This is a genomic window from Kitasatospora sp. NPDC048298 (assembly GCF_043201465.1).
Lineage (GTDB): Bacteria > Actinomycetota > Actinomycetes > Streptomycetales > Streptomycetaceae > Kitasatospora.
This window is the reverse complement of record NZ_JBICYZ010000033.1, coordinates 83181-99490: the sequence shown is the minus strand read 5'-3', so window position 1 is coordinate 99490 and position 16310 is coordinate 83181. Positions and strand designations below refer to the sequence as shown.

The window sequence follows — 16310 nt, the reverse complement described above, 5'->3', positions numbered from 1 at the left end:
TGGGTGGGTGTGGGTGTCTATATTCCACTCTCACTTCTGCGCTGTTGCTTACCCCAGGTTGGGTGGGGGGGGCGGGGGGGCGCCGCCCCCCCCGGGGGGGGGGGCCCCGGGGGCCGCGGGGGCCCCCCCCGGCAGGAAACGCTTCAGGAACCGGCCGGGAAGTCGCCCGCCCGAACGCCGGCAACGAAGGACCGCCACGCCTCAGGGGCGAAAGCAAGGGCCGGGCCGTGAGCGTCCTTGCTGTCGCGGACGGGGATGGAGTCCGGAAGCCCACTGGCGACCTCGATGCAGTTGCCGCCCTCGCCGCCGCTGTAGCTGCTCTTGCGCCATTCCAGGTCAGCTGTCATTGCGATAGTTCTCCTTCAGTAGCCGATTCATCCAGGTAGCGGACTCCTGCGGGCTCATCGCCATCTCGGTCAGCCGGTCGAAGACGAATTCGTGCCGCGCGATATCAGCTTCCCTCTCCAGATAGAGGCTGCTGGTCAGCGCTTCGACGTAGACGAGCTGACCGGGCACGTCCGAGAACGAGAGGATATGGAACGGCATGCTCATCGCGGCGTGCGCGCCAGCGCTGAGCGGCAACACCCGGACGGAGAGATTCGGCCGCTCGACGAGTTTCAGGAGATGCAGGATCTGCTCACGCATCACCCCGGTACCGCCGATGGGCCGGCTCAGCGCCGCTTCGTTGAGAACCGCGTGGATGACGGGCGGGTCAGTTCGATGGAGGACTTCCTGCCGTTGCGTTCTGAGTTGCGACCGTCGATCGACAGTGCCCTCTATGTCGCCGTCCTGCCCCACCAGGGAGGCCCGAAAGACCGCGCGCGAGTATTCGGGGATCTGAAAGAGCCCCGGAATCAACTCCGTCTCGTACGAGCGGATCCGCGCGGCGTCGGCCTCCAGACCCACGTACGTCTGGAACCAGTCCGGCAGCGTGTCCGCGTAGTCGTGCCACCAGCCGCGCTGGGTGCTGCGGCGGGTCAGCGAGATGAACTGCCGCAATTCGGCCTCGTCGCTGACGCCGTACAGTTCGAGCATCGCACGGATGTCGGATTCCTTCAGGGTCGTCTGGCCGGACTCGATCCGCGACACCTTGGTTGCGCTGAAGCCGAGCTGGTCCGCGACGGACTTGGCCTGGCGCCCGGTCCGTTCGCGCAATCGTCGCAGCTCGGAGCCGAGCCTACGGCGCAGCACGGTTGGACTGTCCACGCTCGTCGCTCCCTCTTGGTTGACGTCGGGTCACAGTCTGCCACCTCCCTCGGTGGTCACAAGACTCTTGCGATGTCGCGCAATTGCGCAGGAATGCGCTTGCAAAACGAAGCCATCGCGGAGCATGCTACAGGGAGTAGTCCTTCGGGTCTCCTGAGTGACCATGGCCGTCTACCGCCGGGCATTCCCATGCTTCGCCCGGCCTCCACATGGCTTCAAACTCCGTTCCTGGAAGGTGTCTTCGCCATGTCCTCCACCCCCTGCTCCGCCATCTGGCTGCCGCGCAGCCGGCGCGCCCCCGGCGAGGGGCGCACCCTCCTCGCCTCGCTCCTCGACTCCGCCCCGACCGGCGAGCAGTTCCTCGACTCGGGGCTCGTGATCGTCTCGGAGCTCGTCACCAACGCCCTCCTCCACGGCACCCCGCCGGGCCACCGCATCTACCTCTCCCTCTCCCTCGACTACGACCCGGACTTCGACCCCCACCCCACCTGCCTGCGCATCGAGGTCCACGACGCCCGCCGGGACCGCGAGCCCGTCCTGCGCGCCCTCACCCTCGACGGCGAGGCCGGACGCGGCCTGCACCTCGTCAAGTCCCTCTCCAAGGAGACCGGCTGCGCCCCGCGCCAACCGATCGGCAAGATCGTCTGGTCCGAGGTGACGGCCGCGTGAGGGCCGACCACGACATCCGCGTGGAGATCCCGGGCCTGCGCCCGCCCACCGTCCACACCTGCAACGCCGACAACCTCGAACGGATCTGGAACTCGCTCCACCACCTGCCGATGTCCCGCTTCCAGCACCACGTCCTGGAGCGCCGCCTCACCGGCCCCTGCGCCAGCCGCGACATCATCCGCGACCTCGACGACGCCCCCGCCCTCACCCTCCCCCTCGGCGAGCACGAACTCCGCATCACCTGGGCCAACTGACGCCCACTGAACGGGTATTCGCCGCCCCGTCCCCCTCTGGCCCGCGTGCCCGCTCTCGGCGAGGATGGCCGTCAGGAGCGGAAGCGCGGGCAGCACACCGGCGGAGACCGGGGACCGGCCCAGGCTTCGAGCGAGCGGGAGAGGGCGACGACGTGCCGTTACGCATGCACTTCACCGTGGAGGACCTCGCGCGCACCCGCATCGCCGACAGACCGGCCCCCTGCATCGAGCTGGGCACCGCGGCACGGCAACTCCAGGAGCGCACCCACCCGGTACGGCTCGGGGCCTGGCGTCACCGCACGCTGTCCGCCCTGCATCCCGCCTCGCGTATGGCCTTCGCGCTGATGCCCCCGCGCGGGCGGATCACCGACTTCCTGAGCGGCACGAACGCCGCTACACCCGCCGAGCTGATCGAACAGATCCGTTCCACGCCCCGCAGCCGCCTGCGAACCAGCCTGGAGGGGACGGCCCGGCACCAGCCCCTGCCCTCCTGGGCCCACCGGCTGCCCGAAGACCCGCTGCTGCTGCGGCAGTTGTGCGACAGCTTGGAACACGTGGCCGACCACGCCCTCCTTCCCCACTGGCAGGAGGTCCAGGCCATGGCCGCGGCCGACGCCGCGGTGCGTTCCCGCCAGTTGCTCGGCGGCGGCGTCGAAGCCGTCCTCGCGCGCATCAACCCGCGGCGGGTCCGCTGGCGGGCTCCCGTACTGGAGATCGCGATGGCCTCCGGTCTGGACGCCGACGTGAACCTGGGCGGACAGGGGTTGCTGCTCCAGCCGTCGGTGTTCGGCGTCGAGGCCCCGGTCGTCGACTTCGACGCGGTGCCGCAACCCGTCCTCAGCTATCCGGTGGCCCGGCTCCAGGAGGGCGCGGCCACACCACTGTTCGCGGCCCTCCCGTCCGGCGACGGCCCGGCGGTGCCGGCGGTCGACGCCGTCGGATCCGTGCTGGGCCACACCCGGGCCGCGGTGCTCGGCACCATCGCCCGTCACCCGGGCTGCTCGACCCAGCAACTCGCCGCGCTCGTCGGCATCGCCAAGGCCAGCGCCAGCGAGCACGCCACGACGCTGCGCAACGCGGGCCTGATCGTCACCCACCGGGACCGCCGGACGACCGCCCATGTCGCCACCCCCACCGGCATCGCGCTGCTCAACGCGCCCTCCGCACGCCCCTGACCGGCCCCGGTCCCGCAACGGCGCCCGTCGGAACTCCCGGGCCGTCGCCGAACACTCCGCAGGTTCCGCACCACGTCCACGCTGCCACGGGCCGCGCGGTCGCCCGGACCACCGGTGTTCGGGCCAGACCGAATCGCGTTGGGGAGCGGCTGCGCCGGCGTGCAGCCTGAGCACGGACGCCGGGTGCCAGGGGTTCGCAGCGCACCTCACGGCCCCGCGTCCGCCCCCCACCACCACCGCGAGCCGTGACCGTCCGCGCACCGCAGACGGCCACGGCTCCGAGAGCGAGAGAGAGGGAGCACATGTCGATGAGGAAGAGCGCGGCCCTGCTGGCCGCCGCCCTGGTCGCCGGCACGGCGTTGGGGCTGGCCCCGACGGTGGCCACGGCCGGGACCCCCGGGGAGGCCGGCCTCCTCAGCTGTTCTCACGCGTGGTCGAACCTGGACCCCGACGGCAGCCACCCGAAGACCATCACGCGCAGCAGCGTGAACATCCGCTCGGGCCCGCACGCGGCGCCCGGTACGACGTGCGGCATCGTGGGCGTCCTCAACCCGGGCGACCAGGTCTTCTATCACTGCTACACCACTACGCAGAGCGAAGGGACCTGGACCCACCTGCGCAAGAGCGGCACCTCGCTGGAGGGCTGGGTGAAGGACACCCTGCTCCCGGACGGCGGCAGCGTGTACGAGTGCTGACCTGAGCCGAGGCCTCGCGTGAGCGTCGGGGCTCCGACCGGCCGGAGCCCCGACGTGTCGTGAACCATCTCCGGCGCCCCGTAGCTGCCGCTGTCGCAGCGGGCGAAGCCGTGGCGCCGCTACGGTTCCTCCGTGACTTCACCTGCCTGGACCGATGACGAGATCGTTGCGAGGATCCGCGACTTCGCCGAGGCCCGCCGCCTCCCCCGCCCCGCACCGGCACAGGCCGCGGACGAGTTCGAGGCCCTCACCGGGTTTCCGATGCAGCCGCTGCTGCGGAGGATCTACTGCGAGGCGGCCAACGGGGGCTTCGGCCCCTACGGCGGCGCCCTGCGCCGCCGCGGCAGCGTCCCGTGCGGCGTGGTGTCGCTCACCGACACCAAGCAGCGGTTCAGCAACGAGACGTCCCTGATGAGCCTCTACCGTAGCTGGCTCTCCCAGCCGTCCGGGGAGGACGAGTTCTATCCGCGCAACGTGCTGCCGCTGGCGACCCTCGGCGGTGTCATCTGGTGGTGCATCGACCTCAGCACCCCGGAAGGCCGCATGTGGGGCGGGGACGAGAACGCCTGCGACCGCCACTGGCTGGCACCGCAGGACCTCACCCTCGCGCAGTGGCTCACCGACTGGCTCCGCGGCGACGACACCGCCCCGGAGATTCCGGCCGTTCCCGGCTGCCCCACCTGCTGACGGCCCGCTGCCTGCGGCCCCTCCCGCCCGCACGCCCGTGACCTGCGGTTTTCCGCTGAGCTGCGGGCGGCCGGGCTTCTGGCTAGCCTGGTCGTCGGGTGGCTGCGAAGCATCGCCGTGCCACCGGGCCCCTGGAGGCCCGGCAACCGGTGAGCGATCCGCCCCTCGGGCACGTGCGGCACCGCCCCGTGATCCACCAGGGCTTCCGACGCCATCCGCGGACGAGCCCACACACCTCTCGGACACCCCACAAGGGACACCACATGAGAGCGATCACCCTGTCTCCCGCCAAGCGCATCGCCACCGCCGCCATCACCGCCGTGCTGCTCGGCGGCACCCCCGGCCTGGCCACGGCAGCCACCCCGCAGACCGCACTGCCGACCCAGCTGACCGCGGACTGGTACCGGCTCAGGATCTACCCGAACAACACCCCGGCCAGGCAGCTGAACGTCGACAGCAGCGGCAAGGTCGTCGTGTCCGTCGTCGACCCCGAGAACCAACGCCAGCAGTGGAGCCTGAGCGGCACCGGCAGCAGGCAGCTCATCAAGAACAGGGCGACGGGCACGTGCCTGACCGCGCCGAGCGACACCCTGGACCCCGTCACCGTCCAGCCCTGCGACAAGAACAACACGCACCAGCAGTGGGACCTGCACTACGTGACGTCCACCCAACTCCAGGTCTCGCCCCGGAACCACCTCTCCCTCGCCCTCACCGGGGGCGCACAGGCCGGCAGCAACAGGGCCGTCCTCCGGGACTATGCGGCACAGGCCAACCAGCAGTGGGCCTTCCGGCCCGTGAAGTAGCGATCCCCCGAGGCACCCGGTCCCCCGCCCCGGCAGGCCCTTCGACACCCCCTGCACGCCCGTGACCTGCGCTTTCCCGCTGAGCTGCGGGCGGACGGACATCTGGCTAGCCTGGTCGGGTGGGTACGAAGCACCTCCGTATCCACGGGCTCAGGAGGCCCGGCAGCCGGGACGGCGAACGATCCGACCCCTCGGGCACGCCCGGGCACGCCCCCGTGACCCGCAGGGCTTCCGGCACCACCCCCCGCCGAAGAGCCCGCACCGCACTCCTCTCGGACACCCCACAAGGGACAACCCACATGAGAGTGACAACCATGTCTCCTGCCAAGCGCATCGCGACCGCGGCCATCACCACGGCACTGCTGGCCGGCACACCCGGCCTGGCCATGGCAGCCACCACCCCGCAGCCCACCCAGCAGACCCTGCCGACCCGGAGCTGGGTCCGGCTGGAAGTCCTGCCGCCGACCCAGCCCAGCGTCGTGAAGACGATGGAGGTCAACAGCAGCGGCACGGTCGTCATGGCCGACCGCGAGCCGAACAACAACCGCCAGTTCTGGAGCCTGAGCGGCCCCACCGGCAGGCAGCTCATCGAGAACAGGGCGACGGGCACGTGCCTGACCGCGCCGACCAGCGGCGCCAGGAGCCTCGTCACGCTCCAGACCTGCGACAGGAACAACGTGAACCAGCAGTGGAACGTGCGCTACTGGTCGGAGGGCAGGTTCACGGTCTCGCTCACGGCCCGCCCCGCCCTCTACCTCACCGGGGGCGCGACCATCGGCACCGAGGTCACCATCAGGATCTACACCTCGACCTTCGCCCAGCACTGGGCCGCGGTGCCCCCGGGGCGCTGATCCCCCCGGACGAGCGCCCGACCCCATGGCACGCCGACCCACCCCGCGGCCCTGCCCGACCCCCGGTCGGGCAGGGCCGCGTACGTGAACGCCCCCTCGACATCCCCGCATCCGCCGCATCCCCCGCCTCCCCGACACCCCCATCACCGCGATCCCCCTAGGGAGTTCCCATGGCCGCCCCCGTACGCCCCGCCCCGACCGGCACCGAGGCCACGTTCCCCATCGACGAATCCTTCATGTCCGGAAAGACGGAGAACCAGCACTGGGTCCTGCACGGCAACGCGACACTGACCACGGGACCGAACGGCAGTCTGCAACTGACCCCCGACAAGAATGACCAGGCCGGCACCGCCTACCTCGACCAGCCGTTCTCCTCCCGGCTCGGCGTCAGCATCGAGTTCGACTACGCCTGCGAGGGCACCGCCACCGGCGGCGACTTCGGCGACGGCTTCTGCCTCTACCTCATCGACGGGAGCAAGACCACGGACACCGGCGCCTACGGCGCCGCGCTCGGGTACTCCCGCATGGGCGAGACGCCCAGCACCACGAAGCCCGGGGTCACCGCCGGATACGTCGGCATCGGCTTCGACAACTACGGGAACTACGCCTCCTCCCTGGCCGGCCCCAACGCACCGGGGCGCACGCCCGACATGCTCGGCCTTCGCGGCTCCGGCAACCTCCTGGACAACTTCCGCTGGCTCACCGGCGTGAAGGTGCCCGGCGGCTTCCGGGCGAACTGGCAGAACCACGCCCGCATCCGGATCAGCATCATCGAGGGCAAGTTGACGGTACGTCACACCAAGGGCTCCGACACCGAGACCCTCATCGACAACTACGACCTCACCACAGCCCCGGGGCAGGTCTCCATGCCCGCCACCTTCAAGCTCGGCCTCTCGGCCGGCACCGGCGGGGCCAGGGCGTCCCACTCGATCAGGCACCTGTACGTCGCGCTGCCCGCCGACCTGCCGCTCACCATGACGGGCCCGGCGAAGGCCAAGGTCGGCGAGAAGGTCTCCTACACGATCACGGTGGAGAACAACGGCCCGAACGACACCCCCGACGCGGAGGTCACCGGCACGATCCCCGCCGGCCTGTCCGACGTCTCCGTGACGTGCGACCCGCACGGCGCGGCCGTCTGCGGGATCGGCTCCACCACGAACGGGCTGCGCCAGCCGGTGACCCTCCCCAAGGGCGGCAGCGCGAAGATCACCGTCACCGGCACCGTCACCCGCGCCGCCGCGAACAGTACCCTCAAGGCCACCGCCAAGATCTCCTCGCCGACCCGCGCGAACACCTCCATCCACTCCTCCGGCGCGATGGACACCCAGGTGCCGGCCGTACCCGTCCCGGTCGGCGGCCAGGTCGTCGCCCACCAGGGCCAGACCGGCTGGGCCCAGGGCGACGACCCGAACACCCTGATCGTCACGGTGGACACCAGCCAGGCGAAGTACGAGCAGACCCCCGTCTACGTCGTCTCCGTCGCCGGCCACCAGTACGTGGCGAACCTCGGCGCCCCCGGCATCCACAAGACGTCCAAGGACGGATTCGAGGTCGGACTGCGCTGGGTCGACCAGTCCGACCTGGACGTCGCGGAAGCGGAGAAGGACGGCTTCCGGCTGGACTGGATCGCCTGCCCCCAGGACGCCGAAGGCGTCGCCTGCGGCCAGACCAGCCCCGACGCCTGGCGGCAGGAGAAGGACGAGTCCCGGATCATCCTGGTCGACGTGGACACCCGCCACAAGGGCTTCACCACCATGCCCGTGATCGCCGCCTCCGTCGTGGGCGACCAGCTGACGGCCGACCTCAGCACGGTCGCGGTCATCGACCCCAGCCGCGACGGCTTCACCGTCGGCATCCGCCTCAGCAACCAGAGCGACCTCAGCCCGGCAACGGCGAAGAGCCGGGGGCTGCGGATCAACTGGATCGCCTGCCCCGAGAACACCACGACCCTCGCCGCCGGCCACACCGCCTCCGACGCCTGGCGCCAGGGCGGCGACGCGAGGATCCTGTTCACCGACGCCACGGCGCAGCAGTCGAAGCTGCCGGACAGCCCCGCGTTCGTCGCCACCGTCGTGGGCGGCATCAAGGCCGCCGAACTGTGTGTCCCCGGGATCTACAGCGCCAAGAGCACCGGGTTCACCGCCGGTGTCCGCCGCAGCGACCAGGCCGCGCTGGCACCGGACTTCGCCAGTGCCAACGGTATCGGCGTGAACTGGATCGCCTGCCCGATCCCGCCGAAGTGACCCGACCGCTCACGTAGCCCGTCGAAGTGACCGTCGGCCCAGGGGAGTTCAGCCGCTCCCCTGGGCCGACGGGTCTGCCTGGCGCTCGGTCGCGAGGGTGACCATGCGGTGCATGACCGCGGCGGGGACGGCCGGGTTGCGGGCGGCGGCTTCGGCGTTGCACGGGTCGAGCAGGCGCGTCGCCAGCTCGGCGGCGGGCAGCACCGGGTTGGCCAGCACGTGCCACCGCACGCCCTGGTCGGGGTCGGCGGCCAGCCGGACCAGGGCCTCGGGGTCGATCCGCTGGTCGCCGGCGGCGCCGCGGCGCACGCCCGGGTCGGGGTCCCGGGCGAGCCGGTCGACGTGGGCGGTGGTGGAGGCCGGGTCGTCGAGCGCGAGCACCCGCAGGCGCGGGTTCGGGTCCGCCGCGAGACGCAGCAGGCCATCGCGGGGGAAGTTGGGGTGGTTGCGGGGGCGGCCGGGGAAGGAGAGGCTTCCGTCCCACCAGGCCGCCACCTCCAGCAGCATCGCGGGCGGGGCGTCGTCGCAGGACTCGGCCAGGAAGAGCCGCACCACGCGGTCCTCGTCCCGGGCGAGCAGGGCCGCGACGTCCGCGGGCAGGTGCGGTGCCCTGGCGACGCTGCGGCGGATCAGGAGTTTCGGGGAGGCGGCGAGGCGGCGCATGGCCGCGGCGTCCTGGTGCAGTGCGCCGACCCACCACAGGGCCGAGGAGAATCCGTCGGGCTCGATGTCGGGGACCTCGGCGGCCATCGCCTCGATCTCCTCGGGGGTGGTGGGCGGCACGGCGTCGGGGTGTGGGGCGCGGGCGATGCCGCGGCCGCCGCCCGGGCGCGTGCGGGCGTTCAGGTGCTCCTCGGCGAGCTCCGCGAACAGCCCGCGCCGGGGCGCCCCGGGCTTGGCGGCGATGAGGCGTTCCCACTGGGCCGGTGACAGGTGGCCGGCTTCGGCGGCGGTGACGCGGACCTGCCGGGCCGGGTGGACGACGGCGGCGTCCAGGGCGGCGTCGGGCAGGTCCTCGCGGTACAGGAACCAGGGCCGGCCGGCGTCCAGGAGCCGCAGGAGCAGGTCGGCGGGCGCGACGCGGTTGAAGCCGAGTCCGGTCAGCCAGGCGGTGCCTGTCGCCTCGTCGACTGTGGCGGCCGAGATCAGCGCGGCCCAGGCGGGGGCGGGGACGGGTTCGGGTCCGGCGGGGTGTGTCTCTGTCACCGACTGAAGCCTACGCGCGGCCTGTGACGTTGGCGCTGGTCCCGCGCCACACCGTGGTGCACGTCGCGGGCGGCCCCAAGGCCGCCGAGCTGTGCGTCCCCGGGCTCTACGGCGCCGACCGTACCGGCTTCAAGGCCGGCGTCCGCCTCGGCAACCAGGCCACGCTGCCCCCGGACTTCGTCCGCGCCAACGGCATCGGCGTGAACTGGATCGCCTGCCCGCTCTCGCCGAAGTGACCCGTCGAGGCGGCCCGCCGGCGTGACTTCACTCCCCCGGCCGATAGTTTGTCTACGTCCTAGATGTTTTGATGGGAGTCCACACATTCGGTGTGGGTTTTTCTAAGGAGATCCACGCATGGCCCAGCTCCCCCCCGGCGTCGTGAAGCTGACCGACGGCGAGACCGCACCCCCCAAGACGCTCGCCATCTACCGCGACAGCAACCGAAAGGGCCCCGCCTACGGGATCGGCGCCGGCTTCGCGGTGAACCTCAGCGACCTGCCCATGGACGGCCACAACGGCACGAAGAGCGCGTCCAAGAACATCTCGTCGTGGGTGAACAACACCGACAGCGATGCCGTTCTGATCGACGACACGGGCAAGCGGACCTTGCAGGCCAACAGCACCCTTGAGGAGTCGTCGGCGACCAACGACAGCGTCACCCGCGTCGAGTGGGTGGCGTGACGCCCGACCACCGGGAACGCCTGGTACTCCAGCAGGGCTTCGATATCCGGCCCGCTCCCGGCTTCACGGCGGGGGAACCAGGCTGACGCCCGATCGAGGGGCGGTCTCCATGAGACCGCCCCTCGATCACGTGCGGTGGGCGTCCTCGACACCCCCTTCCGACGGGGTGCGCCCGTGTCACCGGCCGAAGCCGGCGCGCCGGGCGGGGGCCACCGGGGTCAGGAGTGCTCGATCTCGACCGACGTGATCACCACGTCCTCGAGCGGGCGGTCGTCCGCGGTGGGGGTGGTGGCGATCGCGTCGACGACGGCCTTGGAGGCGGCGTCGGCGACCTGGCCGAAGATGGTGTGACGGCGGTTGAGGTGGGTGGGGGTGCCGACCGTGATGAAGAACTGGGAGCCGTTGGTGCCCGGGCCGGCGTTGGCCATCGCGAGCAGGTAGGGCTTGGTGAAGAACAGCTCCGGGTGGAACTCGTCGGCGAAGGAGTAGCCGGGGCCGCCCGTGCCGGTGCCGGTCGGGTCGCCGCCCTGGATCATGAAGCCCTTGATCACCCGGTGGAAGAGCGTGCCGTCGTAGTACGGGCCCTGGCCCGGCTCGCCGGTGCGCGGGTCGGTGTACTCCCGGGTGCCCTCAGCGAGTTCGGCGAAGTTGCGGACCGTCTTCGGCGCGTGGAACGGGAACAGCTCCAGGCGGATCGGACCCGCCGTGGTGTGCAGGGTGGCGAACCGGGCAGTGGCCACGGGTGACTCCTCGGGTGCGGCTGGTACGGGCGGTGCGGGGCAGAACGGGCGGTGCGACGGACGGCCGATGCGGTGACCTGGGCCGTTCGGCTACCGCATCCTGGCACAGCGTGCGCCCGCGCGGCCGAACCGGGTGGGACGATCCACCCGTCACACGTACAGAGGGCTTCACGGGAGAGGGCAGGTGGTCGTGGTGGTCGGCGCGGTTCTGGTGGGGGTGCTGGTCCTGGTCGTCGCGGGGTGCGGCTGCGTGGTGTGGGCCGACCGGGGCGGGCCGCGCTGGGCCCGCGTGGTCGCGGCGCTCACCCTCGGCGCCGGGCGGGCGGTGCGCGGCTACCAGCGCAACCGGCCCCGCAGGGTGAGCAGCGGCGGGGGCGACGGCGGGGACGGCGACTGAGCCACCGGGCCTTGACGGCGCCGGACGCGGCGGTGCCGGACGTGACGCGTCCCCGGCCGCCGGAGTGGTGATCGGCGGCGGCCGGGGACGCGAGGGAGTGTCAGCTCTCGGTGGAGCCGGTGGAGCGGCGGCGGGCGGCCACGACCAGCGCCGCGCCCGCGGCGAGGGCAGCGGCGGCGCCGCCGGCCTCCCAACCGAGCCCGTCGGTGCCGGTGGCGGCGAGCGTGCCAGTGCCCGTGCCCGTGCCGGTGCTGCCCGTACGGGCGGTGGTCCCGGTGCCGGTGGTCTCGGTGAGGCCGGCGGGCTGGACGGTCTGCGGCTGCTGCCCGGAACCGTCGGTGCCCGTGCCCGTGCCGGTGCCCGTACCGCTCTCGGTGCCGGTGCCGGTGCCGTTGCCGGGCTTGACGGCCGCGGCCGCGGCCTCGTCCTCGGCGCGGGCCTTGGCCCAGCCCTCCTTGAGGAAGGCCGTGATGTCCGCGTCGTTGCCGTCGAAGGCGACCAGGGCGGCCTTGCGCACCGCCGGGCCGCCGGTCTCGATGATCTGGGAGACCTTCACCCGGTTGTCGCTGGCGCGCAGGCGCGGCAGCTCGACGGTCATGAAGTGCCGCGCGGCCTCGGCGTTGCCGTCCATGGCCTTCTGGGCGGCCGCGACGGTGTACGAGCTGCTCTCCTTGTCGGCGATGACGCGCAGGATGTCGACCCGGTCGTCCTCGAACTGGGCCTTGGCGAAGCCCTCGTTGAGGAACGCCTCGACGGCCTCGTCCGTGCGGGCGTCCAGCGCCTTGCTGGCCGCCTCGCGCACGGCCCGACCGCCGGCGTCCATGAGCTGCACGAGCTTGACCCGGTTGTCGTCGCCGCGCAGCTTGGGCAGCTCGGCGGTCAGGAAGTGGCGCAGCTCGGCGGCACCGCCCTTGAGGGCCTTCTCGGCGCCCTCGCGCACGCCGCGGCCGCTCTTCGGGTCGGCGAGGATGGCCTCGACCCGGGCGCGGTCCTCGTCCTCGGCGCGGGCCGTGAACTGGCCGGTCTTCAGGAACTCGGCGATGGCCTCGTCGCCGCCGTTGATGGCGGCACGGGCGGCCGCCTTGACGGCCGGGCCGCCGGCGCTGTGGATCCGGGCGGCCAGGAGCCGGTTGTCCGACTTCCGCAGGTCGTCGAACTCGACCTCCAGGAAGTGCCGCAGGTCGGCGGCGGTGCCCTTGAGGGCCTTCTCGGCGCCCTCGTGCACCCTGCTCCAAGATTCCGCCGGCGACTCGGCGAGGATGCGCTCGACCTCGGCGCGGTCGCGCTGCTCCTGCGCGTCGCCCTGCTCGGGCGCGGTGTCCTTGGCGGAGTCCGAGCCGGTGTCAGGGCCGGAGATGCCGGTCGGCTTGGGGGTATCGGAGGCCGAGGCCGCGGTGGGGAAGAGGACGGCGGGGGCCAGGACGGCGGCCGCGACGACTGCGGACACCCGGGGCAACTTCATCGAGGGCAGACCTGCTTCGTGTGAAAGGCTTATGAACGACCGACAGCATAGATCCACTTTTTACGATTGCCATACCAATTATCTGCCGCTCCCCCGTCCAGGGGCGCGGCTAGGGTGTGGCGGATGAGCTTCCACCTCGTCGTCGGACACGGACCCGCCGGGGCCGCCACCGCCCGCCTGCTCGCCGAACAGGGCCACGAGGTGCGGGTCGTCACCCGCACCGGGGCCCCCGCCGGGCCGGCCGTCCCCGGCGTCGAGCACCTCGCCCTGGACGCGAGCGACCCCGTACGGCTGGCGAAGGCCGCCCGCGGCGCCGTCGCCCTGCACGGCTGCGCCGCGCCGCCGCTGCCGCGGTGGACGCGGCTGTGGCCGGCGCTGGCCGACTCGCTGTGCGCGGCGGCCGAGGAGAGCGGCGCCGTGCTGGTCATGCTCGGCAACCTGTACGGCTACGGGCCGGTGGCCGCCCCGATGACCGAGGACCTGCCGCTCGCCGCGACCGGCCCCAAGGGGCGGGTGCGGGCGGCGGCCTGGGAGCGGGCGCGGGCGCTGCACGAGGCCGGGCGGATCCGGGCGGTGGAGGTGCGGGCCTCGGACTTCTTCGGCCCCGGCGTCACCGACGGCGGCCACCTGGCCGCGCGGGTGATGCCCGGTCTGCTGAAGGGCCGCTCGCTCGGCGTCGTCGGGGCCCCGGACGCCGTGCACAGCTGGACCTATCTGCCGGACGTGGCCCGGGCGATGGTCGAACTCGCTGGCGAGGAGCGGGCCTGGGGCCGGGCCTGGCACGTGCCGACCGCTCCTGCCGTGTCGATGCGGGCGATGGTCGACCGGCTGGTCGCCGAGGCGGGTGTCGGGCCGGTCGCGGTGCGCCGCCTGCCGGCGGCGGTGCTGGCCGTGGCGGGGCTGTTCTCCCCGCTGCTGCGCGAACTGTGGGAGGTGCGCTACCAGTTCGACCAGCCGTTCGTGGTGGACTGCTCCGCGTACGAGGCGGCGTTCGCGGTGCGGGCGACGCCGCTGGAGGAGCAGGTGCGGGCGACGGTCGCCTGGTGGCGCGAGCGCACGCAGCCGTAGCCGGTCGGGTGGTGGAGGCGAGGTGCCGCTGGGGCCCGCAGCGCACGCCGCGGGCCCCGGCGGTCGACGGACTCCGTTCGTCCGGCAACGCCGCGTCTCCTACTGTCCGTTCGTCGGCGGCTTCTCGCCGTCCAGCCCCGCGCGGATGTTCTGGGCGAGGATTCCGGTCTTCGGGTCGTCGCCGTCGAGGGAGTAGACCATGACGCCGCCGAGTTTCTGGTCCTTGGCCCACGCGGCCTTCTGGTAGACCACGGTCGGATCGTCGTAGGTCCAGAAAATGTTGTCGTCCTTGCTGTACCGCCAGGCGAAACTCGGCTTCTTGTTGTCCGGCTTGTAGGAGACCGGGTACTTGCCGGAGTCGAGTGCGGCGAGGTCGCGGTAGTCTTGGATACCGTCTTCGTACTTGCCGGGGGGCTTCCCGTTCGCCGAGTTGCCCAGTCCGTCGGCGTTCTCGGTGCCCACGTTCTTCCAGCCGCGGCCGTAGTACGGGATCCCGAAGGTGAGCTTCGCCCGGGCGCTCTCTCCGGCCGCTTTGATCCACATGCCGACGGCCGTCTCCACGGAGAGGTCACCGGTCGTCGGAGGTTGGAGTGCCGACTGCTGGTTGGTCTTCTTCTCCCAGGCCCCGTGGAAGTCGTAGCCCTGGATGTTGCCGAAGTCCAAGCACTTCATGACCTCTGCGGCGTTCCAGCCGGCATCCATGATCTTCGGGTCGGCGGGGAGGAAAGCGGTCAGCAGGTACTTGCCTCCACGCGGGGGGTAGGCCTTGACCAGGGCCGGATCGTCGAGCTGCTTGCGGAACTCCTTCAGCAGTTCCACGAAGTTGGCCTTGTCGTCCTTGGTGTACTTGTTCCCGTGGGTGCCGTCATCGGCTCTGAGGCCGCTGTCGCAACCGGGCCACTCCCAGTCGATGTCGATGCCGTCGAAGATTCCCTTGGCCACGCCGGTGCCGCCGAATTTCTTCACCAACACGGGGGGCTTCGGCTTCTCCGGAGGCTGCACCCAGGCCTGCTGCCAGATGTGATCGGGCAGATTCCCCTTGATGTACAGGTCGATGCAGGAGCTCACGAAATCCTTCCGGCTCTGGGCGGTCGCCGCGACGGACGACCAGTTGCGGCTGCACGTCCAGCCGCCGAGCGACACGAGGACCTTCAGCTTGGGGTGCTTGTCCTTGAGCTGCTTGAGCTGGTTGAAGTTCCCCATGAGCGCCGACGCACCCCAGCCCGGGTCGTCGGCCTCGATGGACGGCGCGAAGTCTTTGTCGTTCTTCTTGAACGGTTTGCCGTAGTCGGCGTCGGCGTCTCCGGTGTTGATGTTCGCGTCCGCCCCCAGCTTCGCGCTGTCCCCGGCGCTCCTGGTCTCCTCGAAGGCCCGATAGCCCGTGTACCCCTCGGGGTAGTCGGTGGATGTCGCCACATCTCCGGATGTGATGTTCCCGAACGCGTAGTTGAGGATGGTCAACCTGTCGGCGGTGCCGTTGTCGTGGATGGTCTTGAGATAGACCTGCCTGCTGTATATCGACCACTGGGTGAAATAACCGACGAATTCCATGCCTTTTCTCCCTTGACGGAGCATGTCGGGTGTTCGGCAGACGCGGTTCGTCCTGGCCAACGCGCGGGCGCGCGCCCGGAGGCCGCACGCCCCCGCCGCCGCACCGGCGGTTCACGGCCGACGCTCCTCATTGACACGCGGTTCCCGGCGGCCCGCATCCCGGCACTGCGGCGCGGGCCGTCGCTGGGAAGGCGGTGGCGAAACGGGCTGGCGGCGCGCCGAGCGGGTGGAACACGGGCGCAGGCGGCGGCCGCCGGAGCCCGCGAACTCGCGCTCGGACACGACCGGGCACCCCATGCTCCATTCGGGTGGCGGACATCCGCCGCCGCCCCGTGGCCCGTGCACCCTTCCGGCGACTACCTGGTTGTCATCGAATCATGACGCGCTTTCCATGGGAATTCCGAAGTCGTCGGAGGGGAAATCATGGACGGCATGGTGCTCGGCGAACTTCAGCCCGGCCAGGTCGAGGGCCGGGGACGGGGGCGGGCGCGCCGAACAGTAGAGCGCCCCCGCGCCCTGCGTCCCGTGCTCCCGTGCTCCCGTGCTCCCGTGCTCCCGTGACGAAACCCCTCCGTGCCCGCCCCTTCCTCGTCCGTTCACCGGACGCCGGGCCCCGGCTTCC

At 71.6% G+C, this 16310-nt stretch carries 18 protein-coding genes; 12 read left to right on the top strand and 6 right to left on the bottom strand.

The features are described 5' to 3' along the window. Positions 1-143: 143 nt before the first annotated feature. On the bottom strand, positions 144-347 hold the full coding sequence (locus ACGF0D_RS24160; protein WP_392879538.1) for a DUF397 domain-containing protein: 204 nt from the start codon (positions 345-347) through the stop codon (positions 144-146). Further along, positions 337-1206: a helix-turn-helix domain-containing protein gene (locus ACGF0D_RS24155; RefSeq protein WP_392919426.1), complete on the bottom strand. Its 870-nt coding sequence runs from the start codon at positions 1204-1206 to the stop codon at positions 337-339. The genes ACGF0D_RS24160 and ACGF0D_RS24155 overlap by 11 nt, the downstream gene beginning before the upstream one ends. 246 nt (positions 1207-1452) lie before the next feature. On the opposite strand from ACGF0D_RS24155, the gene ACGF0D_RS24150 reads away from it, so the two are divergent. The 8 genes from ACGF0D_RS24150 (at position 1453) to ACGF0D_RS24115 (ending at position 8583) form a co-directional block, all read left to right on the top strand. Next, positions 1453-1875, top strand: coding sequence for an ATP-binding protein (locus ACGF0D_RS24150; RefSeq protein ID WP_392919423.1), 423 nt, complete (start codon positions 1453-1455; stop codon positions 1873-1875). Next, a complete protein-coding gene (locus ACGF0D_RS24145; protein WP_392919420.1) occupies positions 1872-2129 on the top strand; it encodes a hypothetical protein in 258 nt (85 codons plus the stop codon). The genes ACGF0D_RS24150 and ACGF0D_RS24145 overlap by 4 nt, the downstream gene beginning before the upstream one ends. Positions 2130-2281: 152 nt before the next feature. After that, positions 2282-3304, top strand: coding sequence for an ArsR/SmtB family transcription factor (locus ACGF0D_RS24140; protein ID WP_392919417.1), 1023 nt, complete (start codon positions 2282-2284; stop codon positions 3302-3304). A 308-nt stretch (positions 3305-3612) separates the two neighbouring features. Continuing rightward, a complete protein-coding gene (locus ACGF0D_RS24135; RefSeq protein WP_392879525.1) occupies positions 3613-3999 on the top strand; it encodes an SH3 domain-containing protein in 387 nt (128 codons plus the stop codon). 132 nt (positions 4000-4131) lie between these two features. Beyond that, complete coding sequence (locus ACGF0D_RS24130; protein ID WP_392919415.1) at positions 4132-4686, top strand: hypothetical protein; 555 nt, start codon at positions 4132-4134, stop codon at positions 4684-4686. Positions 4687-4949: 263 nt separating this feature from the next. Then, positions 4950-5489 (top strand): ricin-type beta-trefoil lectin domain protein, encoded by a 540-nt coding sequence (locus tag ACGF0D_RS24125; RefSeq protein ID WP_392919412.1) that lies wholly within the window; start codon positions 4950-4952, stop codon positions 5487-5489. Positions 5490-5803: 314 nt separating this feature from the next. After that, positions 5804-6340, top strand: coding sequence for a ricin-type beta-trefoil lectin domain protein (locus tag ACGF0D_RS24120; RefSeq protein WP_392879516.1), 537 nt, complete (start codon positions 5804-5806; stop codon positions 6338-6340). 170 nt (positions 6341-6510) lie between these two features. Then, positions 6511-8583 carry a hypothetical protein gene (locus tag ACGF0D_RS24115; protein WP_392919409.1) on the top strand — a complete coding sequence of 691 codons (2073 nt, stop codon included), beginning with the start codon at positions 6511-6513 and terminating at the stop codon, positions 8581-8583. A 48-nt stretch (positions 8584-8631) separates the two neighbouring features. Here the strand turns inward: ACGF0D_RS24115 and ACGF0D_RS24110 are convergent, their stop codons facing one another. After that, on the bottom strand, positions 8632-9789 hold the full coding sequence (locus ACGF0D_RS24110; protein ID WP_392919406.1) for a hypothetical protein: 1158 nt from the start codon (positions 9787-9789) through the stop codon (positions 8632-8634). 23 nt (positions 9790-9812) lie between these two features. Here ACGF0D_RS24110 and ACGF0D_RS24105 point away from each other — a divergent pair, with 23 nt between their 5' ends. Together ACGF0D_RS24105 and ACGF0D_RS24100 are read left to right on the top strand one after the other, a co-directional pair. Further along, the gene (locus ACGF0D_RS24105) at positions 9813-10025 is read left to right on the top strand and encodes a hypothetical protein (protein WP_392919403.1); all 213 of its coding nucleotides are present in this window, start codon (positions 9813-9815) and stop codon (positions 10023-10025) included. Between the two features lie 118 nt (positions 10026-10143). Next, on the top strand, positions 10144-10470 hold the full coding sequence (locus ACGF0D_RS24100) for a hypothetical protein (protein WP_392879506.1): 327 nt from the start codon (positions 10144-10146) through the stop codon (positions 10468-10470). Positions 10471-10688: 218 nt separating this feature from the next. Here ACGF0D_RS24100 and ACGF0D_RS24095 read toward each other — a convergent pair whose 3' ends face one another. Beyond that, entirely contained in the window at positions 10689-11210 is a 522-nt protein-coding gene (locus ACGF0D_RS24095) for a peptidylprolyl isomerase (protein WP_392919400.1), read from the bottom strand. Positions 11211-11394: 184 nt separating this feature from the next. Between ACGF0D_RS24095 and ACGF0D_RS24090 the strand changes: the two genes are divergently transcribed. Continuing rightward, complete coding sequence (locus ACGF0D_RS24090; RefSeq protein ID WP_392919397.1) at positions 11395-11607, top strand: hypothetical protein; 213 nt, start codon at positions 11395-11397, stop codon at positions 11605-11607. Positions 11608-11707: 100 nt separating this feature from the next. On the opposite strand, the gene ACGF0D_RS24085 is transcribed toward ACGF0D_RS24090, so the two are convergent. Then, positions 11708-13054 (bottom strand): ALF repeat-containing protein, encoded by a 1347-nt coding sequence (locus tag ACGF0D_RS24085; protein ID WP_392919394.1) that lies wholly within the window; start codon positions 13052-13054, stop codon positions 11708-11710. Between the two features lie 138 nt (positions 13055-13192). Here ACGF0D_RS24085 and ACGF0D_RS24080 point away from each other — a divergent pair, with 138 nt between their 5' ends. Further along, the gene (locus ACGF0D_RS24080; protein ID WP_392919392.1) at positions 13193-14137 is read left to right on the top strand and encodes an NAD-dependent epimerase/dehydratase family protein; all 945 of its coding nucleotides are present in this window, start codon (positions 13193-13195) and stop codon (positions 14135-14137) included. 99 nt (positions 14138-14236) lie between these two features. Here the strand turns inward: ACGF0D_RS24080 and ACGF0D_RS24075 are convergent, their stop codons facing one another. After that, the gene (locus tag ACGF0D_RS24075; protein WP_392919389.1) at positions 14237-15688 is read right to left on the bottom strand and encodes a glycoside hydrolase family 18 protein; all 1452 of its coding nucleotides are present in this window, start codon (positions 15686-15688) and stop codon (positions 14237-14239) included. Between the last annotated feature and the right edge of the window lie 622 nt (positions 15689-16310).